Genomic DNA, 14739 nt, shown 5'->3' with positions numbered 1-14739 from the left:
TATTACTTACTAGAAACAGTCATGCATAGCAAGACAACTGGCTCGGTATCGATGAAATCCACATAAAGCCAGCATGCGTTATAACGAATCTAAGCGGCTGCCGGCTCGGCCAAGTGTGTCTCACAAAGGCGGCAAGCGGCCGGCACCCGCTTCTTATACACGCAAGCTAAAGTTCAGACCGCGGCTGATCAAGCCGGGTAGAATCGAGACGTGGGCTTCCTCCTCCAAGTAGTCGAACCGGAAGCGCATGCCTTTCGGCTTGAGCCTGTACAGCCTCTCGGCCAACATGCGTGCATCGACAATCATATGCGGCTTCTCAGCCCCTCCGACCGCCAGCAGCAGAGAGGCGTCAAGCTGCGGGCGTTCGCCTTGGAATCCACGCTCCCAGTCTTCCACATGCTGCACAAGCTCATGCTCGTTCCACCAGATGGACGGGCTGCCGGCTATGTACGTTTGAAACGCAGCCGTGCGGGTAAACAGCGTATCCACTACGAACAAGCCTCCCAGCGAATGCCCGAACAACGTCTGGCGGCCGCGATCCACGGGCAGCTCGCGCTCGATATGAGGCTTCAGCTCGGCTTCGATAAATTGGATAAACGCTTCCGCGCCTCCGTTCGGAGGCCAATCACTGCCGTCCGGCCGGGCAGGCAGCTTGCTCGGATCGGCGGGACGGGTGAAATCATAGAAGCGAGCCGGGTCCATAGGGGAATCCGTCTCGTATCCGATGCCCACGACGGCGACCGGTCCGAAGCCGTGAGGCTTGCGGGATTGCATTCTGACCGCCTCAACTGCCGTGCCGATAACCGAATTGGCATCCAGCAGATACAGGATCGGGTACCCCTTATCGGGTGGCGGTTCGGCCGGGATGAAGGTGTAGATCCGGTATGTTCTGCCCTTGGATGATGTCAGCGTATGCTGCTCCAGCCCCGGCAGACGGGCGGGCACGCGCTGCGTCGCCGCACAGCCGCTCCGTGCGTCTGCGGTCCGGGCAGCGGCTTGTTCCTCGTCCAGGAGACTTTCCGGCTGCAAGTTCACATTTCCTTTATTCATACGAAACTCCCCTCCTTCCTTCAGGCAGGCCCCGTTTACCCCCGGGCCTTGAAGAGCAAATAAACAAAGTAAGGCACGCCCACCAGTGAGATGACGATCCCGACCGGCAGCTCGGCCGGTGCGAAGACTGTCTTCGCGATCAAATCCGATACGATGACCATCACCATACCGATCAGGCCGCATGCGGGGAGCAGCCGTCTGTGGTTCAGGCCGACGAGTCTTCTCGCAATATGAGGAGCCATCAGGCCGATAAAACCGATGCCGCCCGATACGGCCACACAAGCGCTGACTAGACCGATGCTGGCGAGCAGCAGGATCGAACGCTCCTTCTCCGTAGCTACCCCCAGACTTTTGGCGCTGCCGTCATCCAGCTGGAACAGATCCAGCTTGCGCGACTTGCTGTAGATCACGGGGATAAGCACCAGCAGCCACGGCAGCATAGCGACGATAAACGGCCAATTTGCGTTCCAGATGCTGCCGGTGATCCAGACGGTTGCCATCTCGAAGTCGGAAGCCTTCATTTTAAGAGACAGGTACAGCGTAATGGCTCCCAGCCCGCTGTCAAGCGCGATTCCGACAAGAATCAGGCGCTGCGGGTCCAGCTTGCCGTTTTTCCATGAGAATAGATACAGCAGCAGCGCCGTCAACAGCCCGCCGAATAAACCGAACAGCGGCATAGTGAACGTAGCCAGCAAGCCGGCGCCCTTCATCTGCCCCTGGAAGAAAAACATAAAGATAACGATAGCCGCCCCGGCGCCTGCGTTAATCCCGAGAATACGGGAGTCGGCCAGGCCATTTCCCGTAACGCCTTGCAGCACCGCGCCGGCGATGGCCAGGCCGAGGCCGACCAGCCCGGCGATCACGATGCGAGGGAGCCGGAAATCGAACACAACCAGATCATGCTCCGGAACAGGGTCAATCCGCAGCAGCGTGCGCACGACGTCTGTTATCGTGAGATCGAACGAGCCGTTCGTCAAGCTCACATACACCGCAGCCAGCAGCAGAGCGAAGCCGGCGCCGAGGACGGTCCAAAACCGCAGATTCGTATCCTTAGGCATGTCTGCCTCCCCCCTTTTTGTGGATCAGATACAGGAAGAAGGGCACGCCGAATACGGCGGTGACGACGCCGATCGGCGTTTCGAACGGATAGTTGAGAAACCGGCTCAGCACATCGGACAGCGCGAGAAACACGCCCCCGAGAATCGCTGCGCAGGGGATGATGCGCTTGTATTCCAGCCCGACCAGAAATCGCGTAATATGCGGGATGATCAAGCCGACAAAAGCGATTTTGCCGGCGATCGCCACGGCAATGCCGGTCAAAATGACGACGGCGCCCATGGCTGCGGCTTTGACGAGCACGGTCCGCTGACCGAGCCCCTTCGCCACGTCATCGCCAAGCGACAGCACCGTGATGGAATTCGAGATCCACAAGGCGATAAGGATGCCGACGATGGCGAAAGGAATGGAAAACCGGATAAGCTCCGGGTCCATCTGATGAAGTCTGGCGTTAAACCAGAAGCTGAAGCTTTGAGAGACTTGAAAATAGCCGGCAAGAGCCGCCGAAGCGCTGTTAAGGAACGTGCCGATGATGGTGCCGATAATCGCCATCCGCACCGGCGTCATGCCGCGCGGCATCAAGGAGGCCATCCCGAAGACGAGAGCGACTCCGACAGCGGAGCCGATGAGCGAGAAAGCGATTTTTTCCATCGTTGTCGAGCCGGGCAGAAACACCAGGCAAAGCGTGATGGCGAAAGCAGCGCCGTCCGATACGCCCATGATGGAAGGGGATGCCAGATAATTGCGGGTCATCCCTTGCATCAAAGCCCCCGAAATAGCCAAAAACGCACCGATAAGCAGTGCGCCGATGACACGGGGAAGCCGGGACACGCGAACGATTTGATGGTTCACGTCCCCCGGATCGAATTGGAACAGCGCCGCCCAGATCGTATCCGCGTCAATATCTTTGGCCCCGTACAAAATGGAAAGCAAAATAGTTAAAGCAATCCAGAGGGGCGAGGTCCAAATCATGAGCGCGGACGGTGAAATACGCAGTCGCATGTTGCTGTCCACCTTCCGCAGGCAAGCGATTAATTGCTCAGCTTAGGCAGAGCGGCTTCCAGGAATTTCATTTTGCTCCAGGCAGTTCCGCCTTGGGCGAGCGGGTCGATCACGTTGACGAATACCTTGCCGTCTTTGACAGCCTTGATGTTTTGCCAGATCGGGTTCTTCTGCAGATCTTCCATCGCCTTCGGGTTATCCTTGTTCTCGTCTTCGGAGAATTGGACGAACAGATAGTCGGGATTGATCTCGGAGAACTTCTCCAGCGAGATAACCTGTTGAGCCTTGGCTTGCTTGATCTCTTCCGGCACGGTAAGGCCGAGATCCGTGTACAGGGACGGATTCAAGAAAACCGTTTCCGGATAAACGTTGATGCTGCCCTGACGAACGCGGACGATCACCACTTTTTTATCCTTCAGAGATCCGCTCAGCTTTTCTTTGGCAGCCTTGGCGTCTTCTTTGTACTTGGCCAGCGCCTTCTCGGCTTCCGCCTGCTTGCCGGACAGTTCACCCAGCAGTCTAAGATTCGCTTCCCAATCCGTCGAGATATGCGATATCTGAATCAGCGGTCCGACCTTGCCGAGCTTCTCCGCCACATCAGCCGGGAATTTGGTCGTGCCAAGAATAACGTCCGGCTTCAGCTTGAGAATCGTCTCCACATTAGGCTGGGTTTTCTCTCCGATAGACTCCACGCCCTGGGAAATACTATCGAACATAGGCGGGAATTTCCCCCCGATCGTGATACCGCCGACTGGCTTGACACCGAGCACCATCGCGTCTTCCATCGCTTCCAATGCTCCGGTGATGACGATCCGGTCCGTTTTGGCAGGCACCGTGTACTCTTTGCCCAAATATTTAATTGTCTTGGTCGTCTTCTCCGGCGCAGCCGTCTTAGCCGGCTCGGCGGCCTTCGTCTCTGCCGCCGCTCCTCCCGATGCGGGCTTCGCTTCAGGTGCGGCAGTACCGCAAGCGCTCAGCGATACGGCCAGTGAAGCAGCCATAAGAACTCCGACCCATTTGTTTCTTGTCATTGTGTAAAAGCTCCTCTCATTTCTAGAACGGCTAATGACACCCCGTATTGATAACGGTTATCATTGATAACGATTATCATTATAGAGCCTGATCCGGCTTTTGACAACCTTTATTTTCTGAAAAAAACAACCGCCGTATCGGAACGGCGGTTGTTTCGCTGTAGGCAGTCTTCAGACCTGATGCAGCCAAATTTGACGAATGAGCCAAAGCATGACCAGATGCAGCGGATAAAAGCTGCGCCATAGCCAAGCCGGCGCCCGCCTGGCCTTGGGAGCCGCTTCCGACAGCAGCAGAAGCGAGACCGGCACGCTGTAATACTGCACGGGGACTTGATGAAAAAAAACGAATGTAGCTGCCGCATGCAGTACAGCTCCCCAATAAGAGCGCACATAACGGTAAATAAGGACAAGCAGCAAGCCGTACAGCCCGTAATCGATGTCCAGCAGGAGCAGGGCGGCTGAGCACGCAGGTATGAGCAAAGCTTTCAACCACAGCTTGGACTGGTCGGCCGCCCAGAGGACGACGACGGACAGAAGCAGCGTCCCGATGACGTTCAACTCCTTGGTCTGGAACAAAGCCATATACGGAACTTGCGAGACGGCAAACAGCAGAAGCAGTCTCAGCATATACCTTCGTACGTTTCTCGTATGCTTGTACCCTTCCACCAATAAATAAGCGTACACCGGGAAGGCCACGCGGCCTATGATCCGCCAAAGCTGTTCATCCGGAAAGAACACATAGCCGATGTGATCGATCGTCATCGTGATCATGGCCAGCCATTGCCACATCCGCACTCCTCCCTTCCATCAGCCTGCATGGCGACTGAAGTTCTGCCGCTTTGGCCGCCAAACTGAAACCTCGAGCCTCATCCTTGCTTGGCCTACTCTTCCTCCTCAACCTCATACCCGCAGCGAAACCGCTCCACGCCGGGGTAAAGCTCGCCCAAGCTGATGACCGTAAAGCCGATATTCCGGTAGAAATCGACCGCATCCTCATCCGTCTCGGCAACAATCCGGACCGGCTTCTTCAGCTCGATCAGCTCAAGAATTTGCCCTCGTCCATAACCTTGTCCGCGCATATCCGGCTGGACTGCTATATGGCGAATAGTAAGAAGCCGCTCAGACGATACCGTGAAGCCTACAATCCCAAGGATTTCTCCTTCCTCTTCATAGGCATACAGCTCAAATTCCCCGATTGTCTCATAATCGTCCGTCACCGCCTGCAGACGTTCCGGATCGGGAAATACACAGTAGCTCAGCAATTCTTGGACAGCTTCTTCTCTCACACGTTCCTTGATAGGCACCAGCATGCTGCTTCCTCCGCTCTTTCTTATCGTATCCCTCCATTATATAGGATAGGACCGCTCATTCCAATATGCCCGCAGCAGGCAAACAAACGGCCTCATCCGGAACGCTGGACCATATACCCGGGCAAACTTGCGCTACTGGTCGGCAGAAGCTTGATTGTGCGCCGCTTGCAGCCGTTCGATGCCCGCCAGGAAGGTATCGACCAGCAGCTGCAGCGTCACATCCATGTCCAGAGGGAGGCCAAAGCCGCCCTGCTGCTCGAGCGAAGCAAATCCATGCAGCAGACTGCGGAAGCAGCGGATCGCATGGAGCGCCATTTCATCGCGCAGCCGGTAGGTTTCCAGCACGCGCAGCAGCAGCCCTACGATAAGCTCGCCCGCTTGGCGGTGCTCGTTATCCTCTTCAGCCGGCGCCTGCAGCGTCGCCTCGTACAACCCCGGGTGGCGCCGGGCGAAGCCGACATAGGCCAAGCTCATCGCCCGGATGGCGTCTTCTCCAGAGCGACCTACGGCGGCTTGGGTCAGATCGGCCGTCAGCAGTCCGAGACCATGCAGCGACAGCGCCCTGCGCAGCCCTGTCAAGCCGTTCACATGATTGTAAAGCGAGGGAGAACGGACCTCCAGCTTCTGGGCGAGCGTAGCCATGCTGACCTCCCGAAACCCGTGACGGTCGGCGATTTCTGTCGCTGCCTGCAAAATAGCTGCTCGATCAAGACCGATTCGGGGTGACATGTTCGCTTGGTCCCCCCTTCCCGCCGAGCCGAATTTCCGCTTCGCGGATCGCCCGGTTCATGACCTCCTCGGGCTGCTTGACGATGTTCCCGTGACCGACAGCCAGCAGCGAAGGATTCAGCGCTTCAAGTTTTCGCGCACTCTCCAGCGCCGTGCGTTTATCCCAGGTGGCCATCGCCGGAAATGGAAACCAGGGCACCCACTGACCGCTGACGGCAACGCCTCCGCGAGTTTGCAGCGCGTCTCCGGCAATCAGGTAATGATGCCGGCGATCGAAAAAAGCCATCGAGCCAGGCGTATGTCCCGGCGCCGAGACAGCAAGCAGAGAACCGACGTTATCCCCGTCATTCAGCAGCACATCCGGCCGGGTCCTCACCTTCTTCGGCACGCCTCCGCGAACCGGTGTATCCGGCTCACCCGGCTCCAGCGTCCTGTCGCCCGCGAGCAGCCGGCTGTCGCGCCGGGATATATATACCCGGACGTCCGGCAGCTCCGCCTTTAACTTATCCAGCGCGCCCACATGATCGTCATGGGCATGCGTCAGCAGGATGCGCGTAATAGGCTTGCCGATCGATTGAGCGGCTTGCAGAATAGCCTTGGCCATCACCGGAATGCCGGCATCGATCAGAGTCAGCTCCTGCTCCTCCTCCACCAAATAAACATTAACCGGAAACCACCCGGGAAACACCGTCAGCTGAGTCAAATGGGTTTCGCGCACGATTCGCATGTGGAAGCACACTCCTTAAACTAATATCATTAGTAATAATATAACTAATGTCATTAGTTTTAGCAAGCCGTTTATTTGTCACCCTTCCGTCGCCAAAGCATAAACAATGTACTAACAATAATAAAACATCAAATTTCATTATTTATTTATTGCAAAACGATAAATGGTGTGATAAATTCAAATCAAAATTAATGAGAAGCGAGGGGCTTTTATGAAACGAGGAACGACGCTTTTTTTAAAAATTGCTGTTATTCTTATGGGAATCCCGGTACTTGCCTTGTGCATATTCGTTGTGCCCGGGATAGGAAATTTTGCGGCAGAGCTGTATCCGGACTTTACGTCTATCAAATATCTGGTTTGGCTTGATTTGTACGCGACGGCAATACCTTTTTACTTGGCGTTGTATCAGGCCTTTAAGCTGCTGAGCTATGTTGACAAGAATAAAGCTTTCTCGGAATTGTCTGTGCGGGCATTAAAAAATATTAAAAACTGTGCAGTCGCAATCGGCTGCTTGTATGTGGCAGGCCTGCCTCTCTTCTATCTCATGGCGGAGAAGGACGATGCGCCGGGCATCATACTGATCGGAATGGTCTTGATATTCGCCTCGCTGGTCATTGCCGTCTTTGCCGCTGTTCTCCAGAAGCTTCTTCAAGAAGCCATTGATATAAAATCCGAAAATGATCTGACGGTCTGAGGTGACTATAATGTCGATTATAATCAATATTGATGTGATGCTGGCTAAAAGAAAAATGAGCGTAACCGAACTGTCGGAGAAGGTGGGAATTACGATGGCGAACCTTTCCATCTTGAAGAACGGCAAAGCGAAAGCGATTCGGCTCTCCACCTTGGAGGCCATCTGCAAGGCTCTCGATTGTCAGCCTGGCGATCTGTTGGAGTATAAAGATGAAGAGGACGCCGACAGCAGCGGCTAATGCTAACCGGATCACCCCCCTTCGAGCGTTCGGAGGGGGGTGTTTTTTTTAACAGCCTTATTAAAAATGTGTTCAGGCTTGATTCTGCCGGACTTCGGCGCCGGCGTATTTCTCCGCAGCATCGACCGTATGCTTCAGCAAAGTGGCTATCGTAACCGGTCCGATCCCGCCCGGCACAGGGGTGATCGCGGATGCCCGGGGCAAGCATGCCGCATAATCGACATCTCCGATGTTGCCCTCGTTATAACCGGCATCTAGGACGACAGCTCCCGGCTTGATCCAGTCGCCCTGCACGAATGCGGGACGTCCTACCGCGGCCACCACAATATCTCCGAGCCGCACGATATCGGCGAGCTGCTTCGTCTTGGAGTGGCATGTCGTAACCGTAGCATGAAGGTTCAGCAGCATCGCCGAGACGGGTTTGCCGAGAATCGGACTTCTGCCGATGACCACGGCATGTTTGCCTTCTACAGGAATGCCGTAATGGTTCAAGACCTCGATGATCGCCGCCGGCGTACACGAGGGATAATCGGCGAAGCCGAACGCGTTTTGGGCAAAGCCCAGCGCTGTTACGCCATCGACATCCTTCTCGATGCGAATGGCCTCGAAAGCAGCTCTCTCGTCGATCTGGGCCGGAACCGGATGCTGGAGCAGGATGCCGTGAATGCCCGAATCTTCATTCAACCGTCCGATGACAGCGATCAGCTCCTCCGTCGTCGTATGCGCAGGAAGGTCTACCCGCACCGAGTTCATGCCAAGCCGCTTGCACATGTTTCCTTTCATCCGCACGTAAGTCGCCGATGAAGGATCGTCCCCGACCAAAACCGTCGCCAGCGTCGGTGTGACGCCGAGCGCCAGCAGCCGGCCGATCCGGGCCTTCAGTTGCTCCTTCATCGCTTCCGCCACCCGGTCGCCGTCCAATATAACTGTTTCATTCTGTCGATTCATTCTACAGCCCTCCACTCGGTTTGGAAACGCGAAGAGGCAAGGGGAAAATTCCCCTTACCTCTGCCCAGGCGTACGGCTGAACCATATGTGCTCCCTCGTGGTACTCCACGTCTACGCCAGTTACACATACTTTTTATTTGAAGTTCATTATAAGCCGAACCTTTCCATTTTTCAACAGCAAGCTGCATGTTGACCGGTTTGAGCGTTCCTGAACGCCCGCTTCATGTCAGCCCTGCTGCGGCAAACCTGCCGGCCTGCGGGCCTCCCGCTATGCGCCCTTCTCCCATCTTGCCGCCTGCCCTCCCTTCTGTCTCTATCAGGCTCGCAGCTTCCGGCATATGCTATAGAGCAAGACAACCCTGGAGGAAGGAGGTATGGAAGTGAGCTCCACGCAAGCTCAAGGCTGCCCGAATCCGCTTGGCAAAACATTGCGTCAGCGATTGACGCCGCTTATCGGAAGCAGCATGAGCGTCTACACACCCGGATCGGCGAAACCCTCACGCACCCGCGGCCGGCTTCATGCCGTCGACGACGACGGCTTTACAGTCGCCGCCCTGCAGGTGCTATGGGAAGCCCCCTTCTACATCGTCGTCCCGATCGTGGCCCAATACCGGATGCCTTACGAGGTTGTTGCCCGGGGCAAAAATCTCGGATGTCTCGCAGGCAAGCTGATTGCCGCCGGGCTGGATTATGTGGAATTTATCCAGATACCGGGCTCCAATGTTCCGACGATCTATCCCCTGAACGCATACACTGACGTAGTATGCAGCCATCAAGGGGACGAGTAGCCGCTGGCAGTATCTTCATCTCTGCAATTGAAAAAAACCGTCGGGAGAATTCCCGGACGGTTGTTGGCGCGCAATCCGCCGGCCATGCGGTACGGCTGCCGCCGCAAGGGGCGGCCGGCATACCACATGGCCAGCACAGCACAGTCAGGCTTCAAGCCTGCTGCTTGGCCGATTGCACCACTTCGTAGAAATCAGGCGAACCGCTGAGCAGCCAGTTGCGGTGAAGCACCGCTTGTTCGTGCTGCTCCGGCTCGCCGAGCGGCCAGCCCATGCCTAATCCAAGCGCATAATCCTTGATCAGCATCAGGAAACCCGCCGCCCATTCTCTCGTTCCTTTGACCGTAGGCACCAACGGGTAATATTTGTCGTAGGCGGCGCGGATCAGCGTATGCACCACTTCCTGCAGCTGCGACGGGAGCTCGGCCTGCTTGACCTTCTCGGCGATATCCTCCGGGAACTCCGGCTCGTCGTTCGACGCCCAGGCTTCGTACTCCTCAGCCGTCACATGGCCCTGCTCCTTCGCTACCCACAGCAGCATCCGGCTTAACGCGGGCTTGAAGACGGCCGGGACGGATACCGTCAGCTCCGGCTGCGGGTTGTCCAAATCAATGACAAACGACTCGCCGAAATTGTTAAATTTGGCGTTGCCCCGCACCCCCAGCCAGCGCAGCGCGAGCAGCGCATGCGTACGCACCTTGCTGTCCAGCTCTTCGTTGCGGCATACGCGGCGCAGCAGCTTCTCGCTGCGCAGATCCGGGAGCATGCAAAGCAGACGGACGCAAGACAGCGCATGCTCAGGGTCTGTGATCCATTCCTGGGCGTTCTGGTAGATCGTATCGACAGCGCCTTCCTCATGCATCCAGTCCAGCTCTATGCGCCGGACCGCATACTCCTGCAGCGAAGCCATGCCCTTCTCGGCCAGCGACTCTTCCCCATGCTCCGCCACAAGCGCCTCATAGCCTTTGCTCAGATCGGCATGCAGCTCGACCAGCATTTCTTGATGATTGCCGAGGTTTTCCTTCTGGGATACGGCCTGTACCCATTCGCTCAGAGCCCGGGGATTATGCTGCCACATCATCATCGCAAACGTAATCATATCCGAATCATAAGGCAGGTCGGGCTGCAGCGCGAAGCGGGCAAGCACAGTCTGCACGTCATATTCCTTACGCATGAAAGTCAACGCCAGGAGCAATCCGTTCCAGGCATTGGAATTAAGCTTGTTCTCCAGAATCGCCCGGTACAGGCAAAAAGCCGCGACCCCATATGATTCCGCTTGCAAATAATGACGCCCCATCGCGCCGTAATCTGCTGTTTGATTCATGAACGGTTCAACCCCCAAGGTGGACAAGATAGATGAGTACTACAGTAGACATAGCCCCAGTATACCTTATTCCATCCCACTTGAAAAATATAGTTTTCCCGTCCCCCGCCGCCGCAGCGCAAAAACAAGGTCAACCCGGCGGATCCGGCGGCGCTACAGCCACTTCGCCACTACGCTCACCCAGTAAGCGGCCGGGAGAAAAAACGCCTGCGCCAGCAGCGTTCCCGCGAATCTCGAGATCATCAGCATGCCGAAGATGCGCCCCAGCCTGCCCCGTTCCTCAGGCCGGGCAATCGCCTTGTCCGTAATCAAGGCAAGCCGGGGATCGACAAAGATCGTCAGCAGAATCGTCGCCACGCCGTTGATCAAGCCTGACGACTGGGAAGCGGTCAGAGAAACTTCCGGCACCAGGTAGGCCGCATAAAGCGCAGCCAGCACGCCGACCGTGTAGACAGCCGTGACGAGCGCATTGAGCAGCAGCAGTCTTTTCGGAATGCCGTAATAACGCAAGCTTTGCAGCATCGCCCATCGCGGCTTGCGCACATGGTAAGCGGCATGCCGCAGCTTGTCCACCGTGACGCTCGTTATGAGCCGGGGGATCGAGCCTTCCAGCTCCAGATGGACGATGACCCGCGCGAACAGGAAGACGCCTGTCGGAAACAGGATAATCGCCGCCATCGTTCCGATGGAAGAAGCGCCCAGGATGTAACGGAAGTACGTCTCCAGCGGGAAAGCCGCGTCTTGCTTCGCCTGATCGATCAGGTTGGCCGTCAGCGGCGCCTGGATCATATTGGCCGTTCGCGAGACGAGCACGACAATACCGGTGAGCGACAAAGCCACCGCCAGCTTGCCGGCCCGGACGCCAGCCAGACGGATGGCGTAGGACAGCGTCTCGGCCGTATGGATCGCCAAGGTCAACAGACATACCATCAGCAGCGTATCAATCAATGGTTTTCCCTCCGAGCGTCGTTCAGAAAATAGTCGCTGTATACGACCGATAGATCATATATATTTCTACGAGACTCTCGGTATTCACAAATCGATAATTGCCCGGTACAGCGAGGCGTCCCACTCTACCCGGCCGTTCAGCGATTCGGAGACGAACCGCAGCGGCACGTACATGCGGCTGTCCTCGAGAATCGTGAGCGGCATGGTCAAGCCGACCCGTTTTCCGTTCACGACAGCTTCGCTTTGTCCGTCCCTCAGCTTGAGCGTAGCCCCGTCATACGAGATGGTCGCCTCCCTCGCTTCTGCATCCCATTGAAATTCAGCCTGCAGCGCCGTAATGAACGGACGGATCGGCACCATCGTCGTCACGCCCGCCAGACGACCTTTAAAATCGGTCAAAAGCTGGCCGTTCAGCTCGATCTGAACTTTCGGAGCGGCGGTCCGCCGCACGACGAGCGCATTGCTGAGGCTGCGGCCGGGTGCCTGCAGCATCGCGCCATTCGCGTACAGGCCGGAGCTCGCTCCGCCGTCCAGATTCATCGCCTCGCGCAGACCAAGACGGACGGCGATCTGGGCAAGCTCGGCGATCGTAGCCGAAGAGACAGCGCCAAGCACGAGCTGTCCATCCTGATCCACGCCGGCGAAGCTCCGCGCGGCCGCCCGCTGCGTGATGCCGGGGTCCGTAAAGCCGTCGCGGGCAAAGTCGATATCCGGCTCGCCCGCCGTCACCAGCTTGGGCCCGGCGCCAAGGGCAGCCAGCCACGCTGCGGGCTGATCAGCACCGGCTTCGCCCGTCGCGAACGGCTGGACAACCACCGGATCTCCCACATGCAAATGAGGCAGCACATGAGTCCTGTTATTGGCGCTCAGGCCCAGGAACAGCACGCTGCCGCCCGCCGGTACGGCTACGGCATCCTCGGTGATGCGCGTGATCTTGCCTTCTTCGATCACAATTTTCATCCCGCCCGAGAACCCGATCCAGCCGCCGAACTCATCCGTAAACAAGACAGTCTGATCCACGTTGTCTGCTCCGTAATATTTGTTGACCCCCCACGGCCGAACGGTGTACGCGGCCTCCCCTTGGCCGACCTGTACGGCTGCGCCCAAACTAGCCCAGCGAATCGCGGGCGTCTTGTCAGGCCCGATCACGAACGTCTGATTCTCGCCGGAATGCAGCAGCTCTCCCTCAGCCAACAGCGCCCCGTTCGGATAGCGGATGGCGCTGTTTTTCTCATAAGCGTTAAAGAAAGTGCCGTTGACGGCAGCAACAGCCTGCTCTCGCCCGATGATCGAGGCGAAAGCCTCATCATGGCCGATTCCCCCTGCCGCCACTACGGGCACCACTTCAAGCGATGGGTCCTTGACATCCACCTTCACCGTATGGACAGTGAACGACTTGCCGTTCACGCTGAGCTTGGCAGACGCAGCGGATACCGGCTCGGCAGCCGGCGCAGCGTTTGGCACGAGCCCAGAGACGAGTATAGCTATAGCTATAGCGGTGGCGGCTCTTCCGCGTCGTTTGTGAAGCAGCATGCTTATCCCTCCTTTGGAGCCGGAATCGGCTGCCTATATCACTTATACGAGCAGCTGCCGCATCCCCGCCAGCTTGTCCCGGATCTGCCCAATCAGCCTCTCCCCGTCTCCCGGACGATGCACGACATCGACGCTGTCCATATCGACAACCAGCATCTCGGCGGGGTTGTAATGCTTCATCACCCATTCATCATAACCGGCCCACAGCACCCGGTAATAGTCGACCAGCGACCGGTCCTGCTCGAAGCTCCGGCCGCGCTGCCCGATTCGTCCCATGACGGTTTCGAACGAGCCTTTCAGATACACCATCAGATCGGGGCCTTTCTGTGGAATGGCCGCCAGCTCTTCCATCATGCCGGCAGCCTTCGATTCGTAGGCGGCGAACTCCTCCCCGCTAATTCTTCCGAGTTCAGCATTCACCTTCGTAAAGTACCAATCCTCATGCATGCTCCGGTCCAGTACGTTATGCTCATGCGCCAGCGCCTTCTTGATAGCCTCGAAGCGGCTGTTCAAAAAATGCAGCTGCAGCAAGTAAGGATACCTCTTCCTGACAATTTCCTCCGGCGACGCCGTATAAAATAAGGGCAAAATCGGATTATCATCCACGCTTTCAAGAAACACTTCCGACTTCAGCGCCTCACCAAGCAATGTCGCTACCGAGGTTTTACCAAGCCCGATCATTCCGCCAACTACAATCACAACCGCTGTCCCCTTTCTTCCTCCGCCAAGCAATCCCGTTCATCCGGATTAAATGAAGCCCTCCTATTATAGCAGGGAATTTCGTGGAGGGGGAGCTACGGATTGGAGCACCGGGGACGACGACAGACGGAAAGCGCGGTCGGATTGCGGACCTATGGCCATCTTTTGCTCATATGAACAATCTGATCCGACTCCCAGTAGCGCTCAACATAACCGCAGGACAACCAGAACGGATAACCGCCCGGCAAATAGGTGGATGTATGCAAATAGCTTTCTCCATACCCGGCGCGCCTCGCAAATTGCTCCACCTTCTGAAAAAGCTGTCTCCCGACTCCCTTTCGCCGATAATCCGGATGAATATAGAACCTGGCCGCTTCACAGACCAGCCCAGCCCCAATCACGGATTCCACCTCGGGAAAGCGTCTATCGTACGGTTTGACCGCTGCGGTGCCAATCAATCCGCCGCTCCTGCTTTCAGCTATGAAAAAGCACGCATTTTCGGGCCGGACATAAACGTCTTCGAAAAAAGCCAAATCATCCGGCTGCTCATCATAAGAGCCTTTCGGATACAAACCGCTCATCATGGACAATACAAAATATGCGATCTCTTCCCGCTTGTTTGCAGCCGCCGACAAGATGCAAACTTCCTTTTCTTGCTCCATCCG

The 14739-nt window shown here is 56.7% G+C and carries 17 protein-coding genes and 1 riboswitch; of the genes, 3 read left to right on the top strand and 14 right to left on the bottom strand.

The genetic code is table 11. The features are described from left to right. Positions 1-153 precede the first annotated feature (153 nt). The 8 genes from BLR08_RS09905 to BLR08_RS09870 all read right to left on the bottom strand — a co-directional run bounded on the left by BLR08_RS09905 (position 154) and on the right by BLR08_RS09870 (position 6905). On the bottom strand, positions 154-1050 hold the full coding sequence (locus tag BLR08_RS09905; protein WP_083536810.1) for an alpha/beta hydrolase: 897 nt from the start codon (positions 1048-1050) through the stop codon (positions 154-156). Between the two features lie 35 nt (positions 1051-1085). Then, on the bottom strand, positions 1086-2108 hold the full coding sequence (locus BLR08_RS09900) for a FecCD family ABC transporter permease (RefSeq protein ID WP_072329043.1): 1023 nt from the start codon (positions 2106-2108) through the stop codon (positions 1086-1088). After that, positions 2101-3108, bottom strand: coding sequence for a FecCD family ABC transporter permease (locus tag BLR08_RS09895; protein ID WP_072329042.1), 1008 nt, complete (start codon positions 3106-3108; stop codon positions 2101-2103). Before BLR08_RS09895 ends, BLR08_RS09900 begins: the two co-directional genes overlap by 8 nt. 29 nt (positions 3109-3137) lie before the next feature. Beyond that, entirely contained in the window at positions 3138-4139 is a 1002-nt protein-coding gene (locus BLR08_RS09890; RefSeq protein ID WP_072329041.1) for an iron-hydroxamate ABC transporter substrate-binding protein, read from the bottom strand. A 171-nt stretch (positions 4140-4310) separates the two neighbouring features. After that, positions 4311-4928, bottom strand: a complete 618-nt coding sequence (locus BLR08_RS09885; RefSeq protein WP_072329040.1) for a TraX family protein — start codon at positions 4926-4928, stop codon at positions 4311-4313. Between the two features lie 92 nt (positions 4929-5020). After that, entirely contained in the window at positions 5021-5449 is a 429-nt protein-coding gene (locus BLR08_RS09880; RefSeq protein WP_072329039.1) for a GNAT family N-acetyltransferase, read from the bottom strand. 132 nt (positions 5450-5581) lie between these two features. Continuing rightward, complete coding sequence (locus BLR08_RS09875; protein ID WP_072329038.1) at positions 5582-6178, bottom strand: TetR/AcrR family transcriptional regulator; 597 nt, start codon at positions 6176-6178, stop codon at positions 5582-5584. Next, complete coding sequence (locus BLR08_RS09870; protein ID WP_072329037.1) at positions 6156-6905, bottom strand: MBL fold metallo-hydrolase; 750 nt, start codon at positions 6903-6905, stop codon at positions 6156-6158. The genes BLR08_RS09875 and BLR08_RS09870 overlap by 23 nt, the downstream gene beginning before the upstream one ends. Before the next feature lie 211 nt (positions 6906-7116). Between BLR08_RS09870 and BLR08_RS09865 the strand changes: the two genes are divergently transcribed. Both BLR08_RS09865 and BLR08_RS09860 read left to right on the top strand, forming a co-directional pair. Further along, positions 7117-7599 carry a DUF2975 domain-containing protein gene (locus BLR08_RS09865; RefSeq protein ID WP_072329036.1) on the top strand — a complete coding sequence of 161 codons (483 nt, stop codon included), beginning with the start codon at positions 7117-7119 and terminating at the stop codon, positions 7597-7599. A 10-nt stretch (positions 7600-7609) separates the two neighbouring features. Further along, the gene (locus tag BLR08_RS09860; protein WP_072329035.1) at positions 7610-7837 is read left to right on the top strand and encodes a helix-turn-helix domain-containing protein; all 228 of its coding nucleotides are present in this window, start codon (positions 7610-7612) and stop codon (positions 7835-7837) included. 72 nt (positions 7838-7909) lie between these two features. On the opposite strand, the gene BLR08_RS09855 is transcribed toward BLR08_RS09860, so the two are convergent. Further along, a complete protein-coding gene (locus tag BLR08_RS09855; RefSeq protein ID WP_072329034.1) occupies positions 7910-8785 on the bottom strand; it encodes a bifunctional 5,10-methylenetetrahydrofolate dehydrogenase/5,10-methenyltetrahydrofolate cyclohydrolase in 876 nt (291 codons plus the stop codon). A gap of 55 nt (positions 8786-8840) precedes the next feature. Continuing rightward, positions 8841-8919: riboswitch (ZMP/ZTP riboswitch) on the bottom strand. A gap of 246 nt (positions 8920-9165) precedes the next feature. Between BLR08_RS09855 and BLR08_RS09850 the strand changes: the two genes are divergently transcribed. Next, a complete protein-coding gene (locus BLR08_RS09850) occupies positions 9166-9573 on the top strand; it encodes a hypothetical protein (protein ID WP_143151535.1) in 408 nt (135 codons plus the stop codon). 151 nt (positions 9574-9724) lie between these two features. Here BLR08_RS09850 and BLR08_RS09845 read toward each other — a convergent pair whose 3' ends face one another. From BLR08_RS09845 to BLR08_RS09825, 5 genes are all read right to left on the bottom strand, one after another. Then, complete coding sequence (locus BLR08_RS09845) at positions 9725-10894, bottom strand: hypothetical protein (protein WP_072329032.1); 1170 nt, start codon at positions 10892-10894, stop codon at positions 9725-9727. 153 nt (positions 10895-11047) lie between these two features. Next, entirely contained in the window at positions 11048-11842 is a 795-nt protein-coding gene (locus tag BLR08_RS09840) for a lipid II flippase Amj family protein (RefSeq protein WP_072329031.1), read from the bottom strand. An 84-nt stretch (positions 11843-11926) separates the two neighbouring features. Further along, positions 11927-13375: a phosphodiester glycosidase family protein gene (locus tag BLR08_RS09835; RefSeq protein ID WP_072329030.1), complete on the bottom strand. Its 1449-nt coding sequence runs from the start codon at positions 13373-13375 to the stop codon at positions 11927-11929. A 42-nt stretch (positions 13376-13417) separates the two neighbouring features. Further along, positions 13418-14074: a deoxynucleoside kinase gene (locus tag BLR08_RS09830; RefSeq protein WP_256257479.1), complete on the bottom strand. Its 657-nt coding sequence runs from the start codon at positions 14072-14074 to the stop codon at positions 13418-13420. 152 nt (positions 14075-14226) lie between these two features. Continuing rightward, positions 14227-14736: a GNAT family N-acetyltransferase gene (locus BLR08_RS09825; RefSeq protein WP_072329028.1), complete on the bottom strand. Its 510-nt coding sequence runs from the start codon at positions 14734-14736 to the stop codon at positions 14227-14229. Between the last annotated feature and the right edge of the window lie 3 nt (positions 14737-14739).

Source organism: Paenibacillus sp. cl123 (assembly GCF_900101595.1).
GTDB lineage: Bacteria > Bacillota > Bacilli > Paenibacillales > NBRC-103111 > Paenibacillus_G.
Note: the sequence above shows the minus strand (reverse complement) of the source record. Positions and strands in the feature narration are given on the sequence as shown.

Bases quoted from the DNA above. Each gene is read 5' to 3' on its own strand.
- BLR08_RS09905 (WP_083536810.1), bottom strand. From the start codon at position 1,050: ATGAATAAAGGAAATGTGAACTTGCAGCCGGAAAGTCTCCTGGACGAG.
- BLR08_RS09900 (WP_072329043.1), bottom strand. From the start codon at position 2,108: ATGCCTAAGGATACGAATCTGCGGTTTTGGACCGTCCTCGGCGCCGGC.
- BLR08_RS09895 (WP_072329042.1), bottom strand. From the start codon at position 3,108: ATGCGACTGCGTATTTCACCGTCCGCGCTCATGATTTGGACCTCGCCC.
- BLR08_RS09890 (WP_072329041.1), bottom strand. From the start codon at position 4,139: ATGACAAGAAACAAATGGGTCGGAGTTCTTATGGCTGCTTCACTGGCC.
- BLR08_RS09885 (WP_072329040.1), bottom strand. From the start codon at position 4,928: ATGTGGCAATGGCTGGCCATGATCACGATGACGATCGATCACATCGGC.
- BLR08_RS09880 (WP_072329039.1), bottom strand. From the start codon at position 5,449: ATGCTGGTGCCTATCAAGGAACGTGTGAGAGAAGAAGCTGTCCAAGAA.
- BLR08_RS09875 (WP_072329038.1), bottom strand. From the start codon at position 6,178: ATGTCACCCCGAATCGGTCTTGATCGAGCAGCTATTTTGCAGGCAGCG.
- BLR08_RS09870 (WP_072329037.1), bottom strand. From the start codon at position 6,905: ATGCGAATCGTGCGCGAAACCCATTTGACTCAGCTGACGGTGTTTCCC.
- BLR08_RS09865 (WP_072329036.1), top strand. From the start codon at position 7,117: ATGAAACGAGGAACGACGCTTTTTTTAAAAATTGCTGTTATTCTTATG.
- BLR08_RS09860 (WP_072329035.1), top strand. From the start codon at position 7,610: ATGTCGATTATAATCAATATTGATGTGATGCTGGCTAAAAGAAAAATG.
- BLR08_RS09855 (WP_072329034.1), bottom strand. From the start codon at position 8,785: ATGAATCGACAGAATGAAACAGTTATATTGGACGGCGACCGGGTGGCG.
- BLR08_RS09845 (WP_072329032.1), bottom strand. From the start codon at position 10,894: ATGAATCAAACAGCAGATTACGGCGCGATGGGGCGTCATTATTTGCAA.
- BLR08_RS09835 (WP_072329030.1), bottom strand. From the start codon at position 13,375: ATGCTGCTTCACAAACGACGCGGAAGAGCCGCCACCGCTATAGCTATA.
- BLR08_RS09825 (WP_072329028.1), bottom strand. From the start codon at position 14,736: ATGGAGCAAGAAAAGGAAGTTTGCATCTTGTCGGCGGCTGCAAACAAG.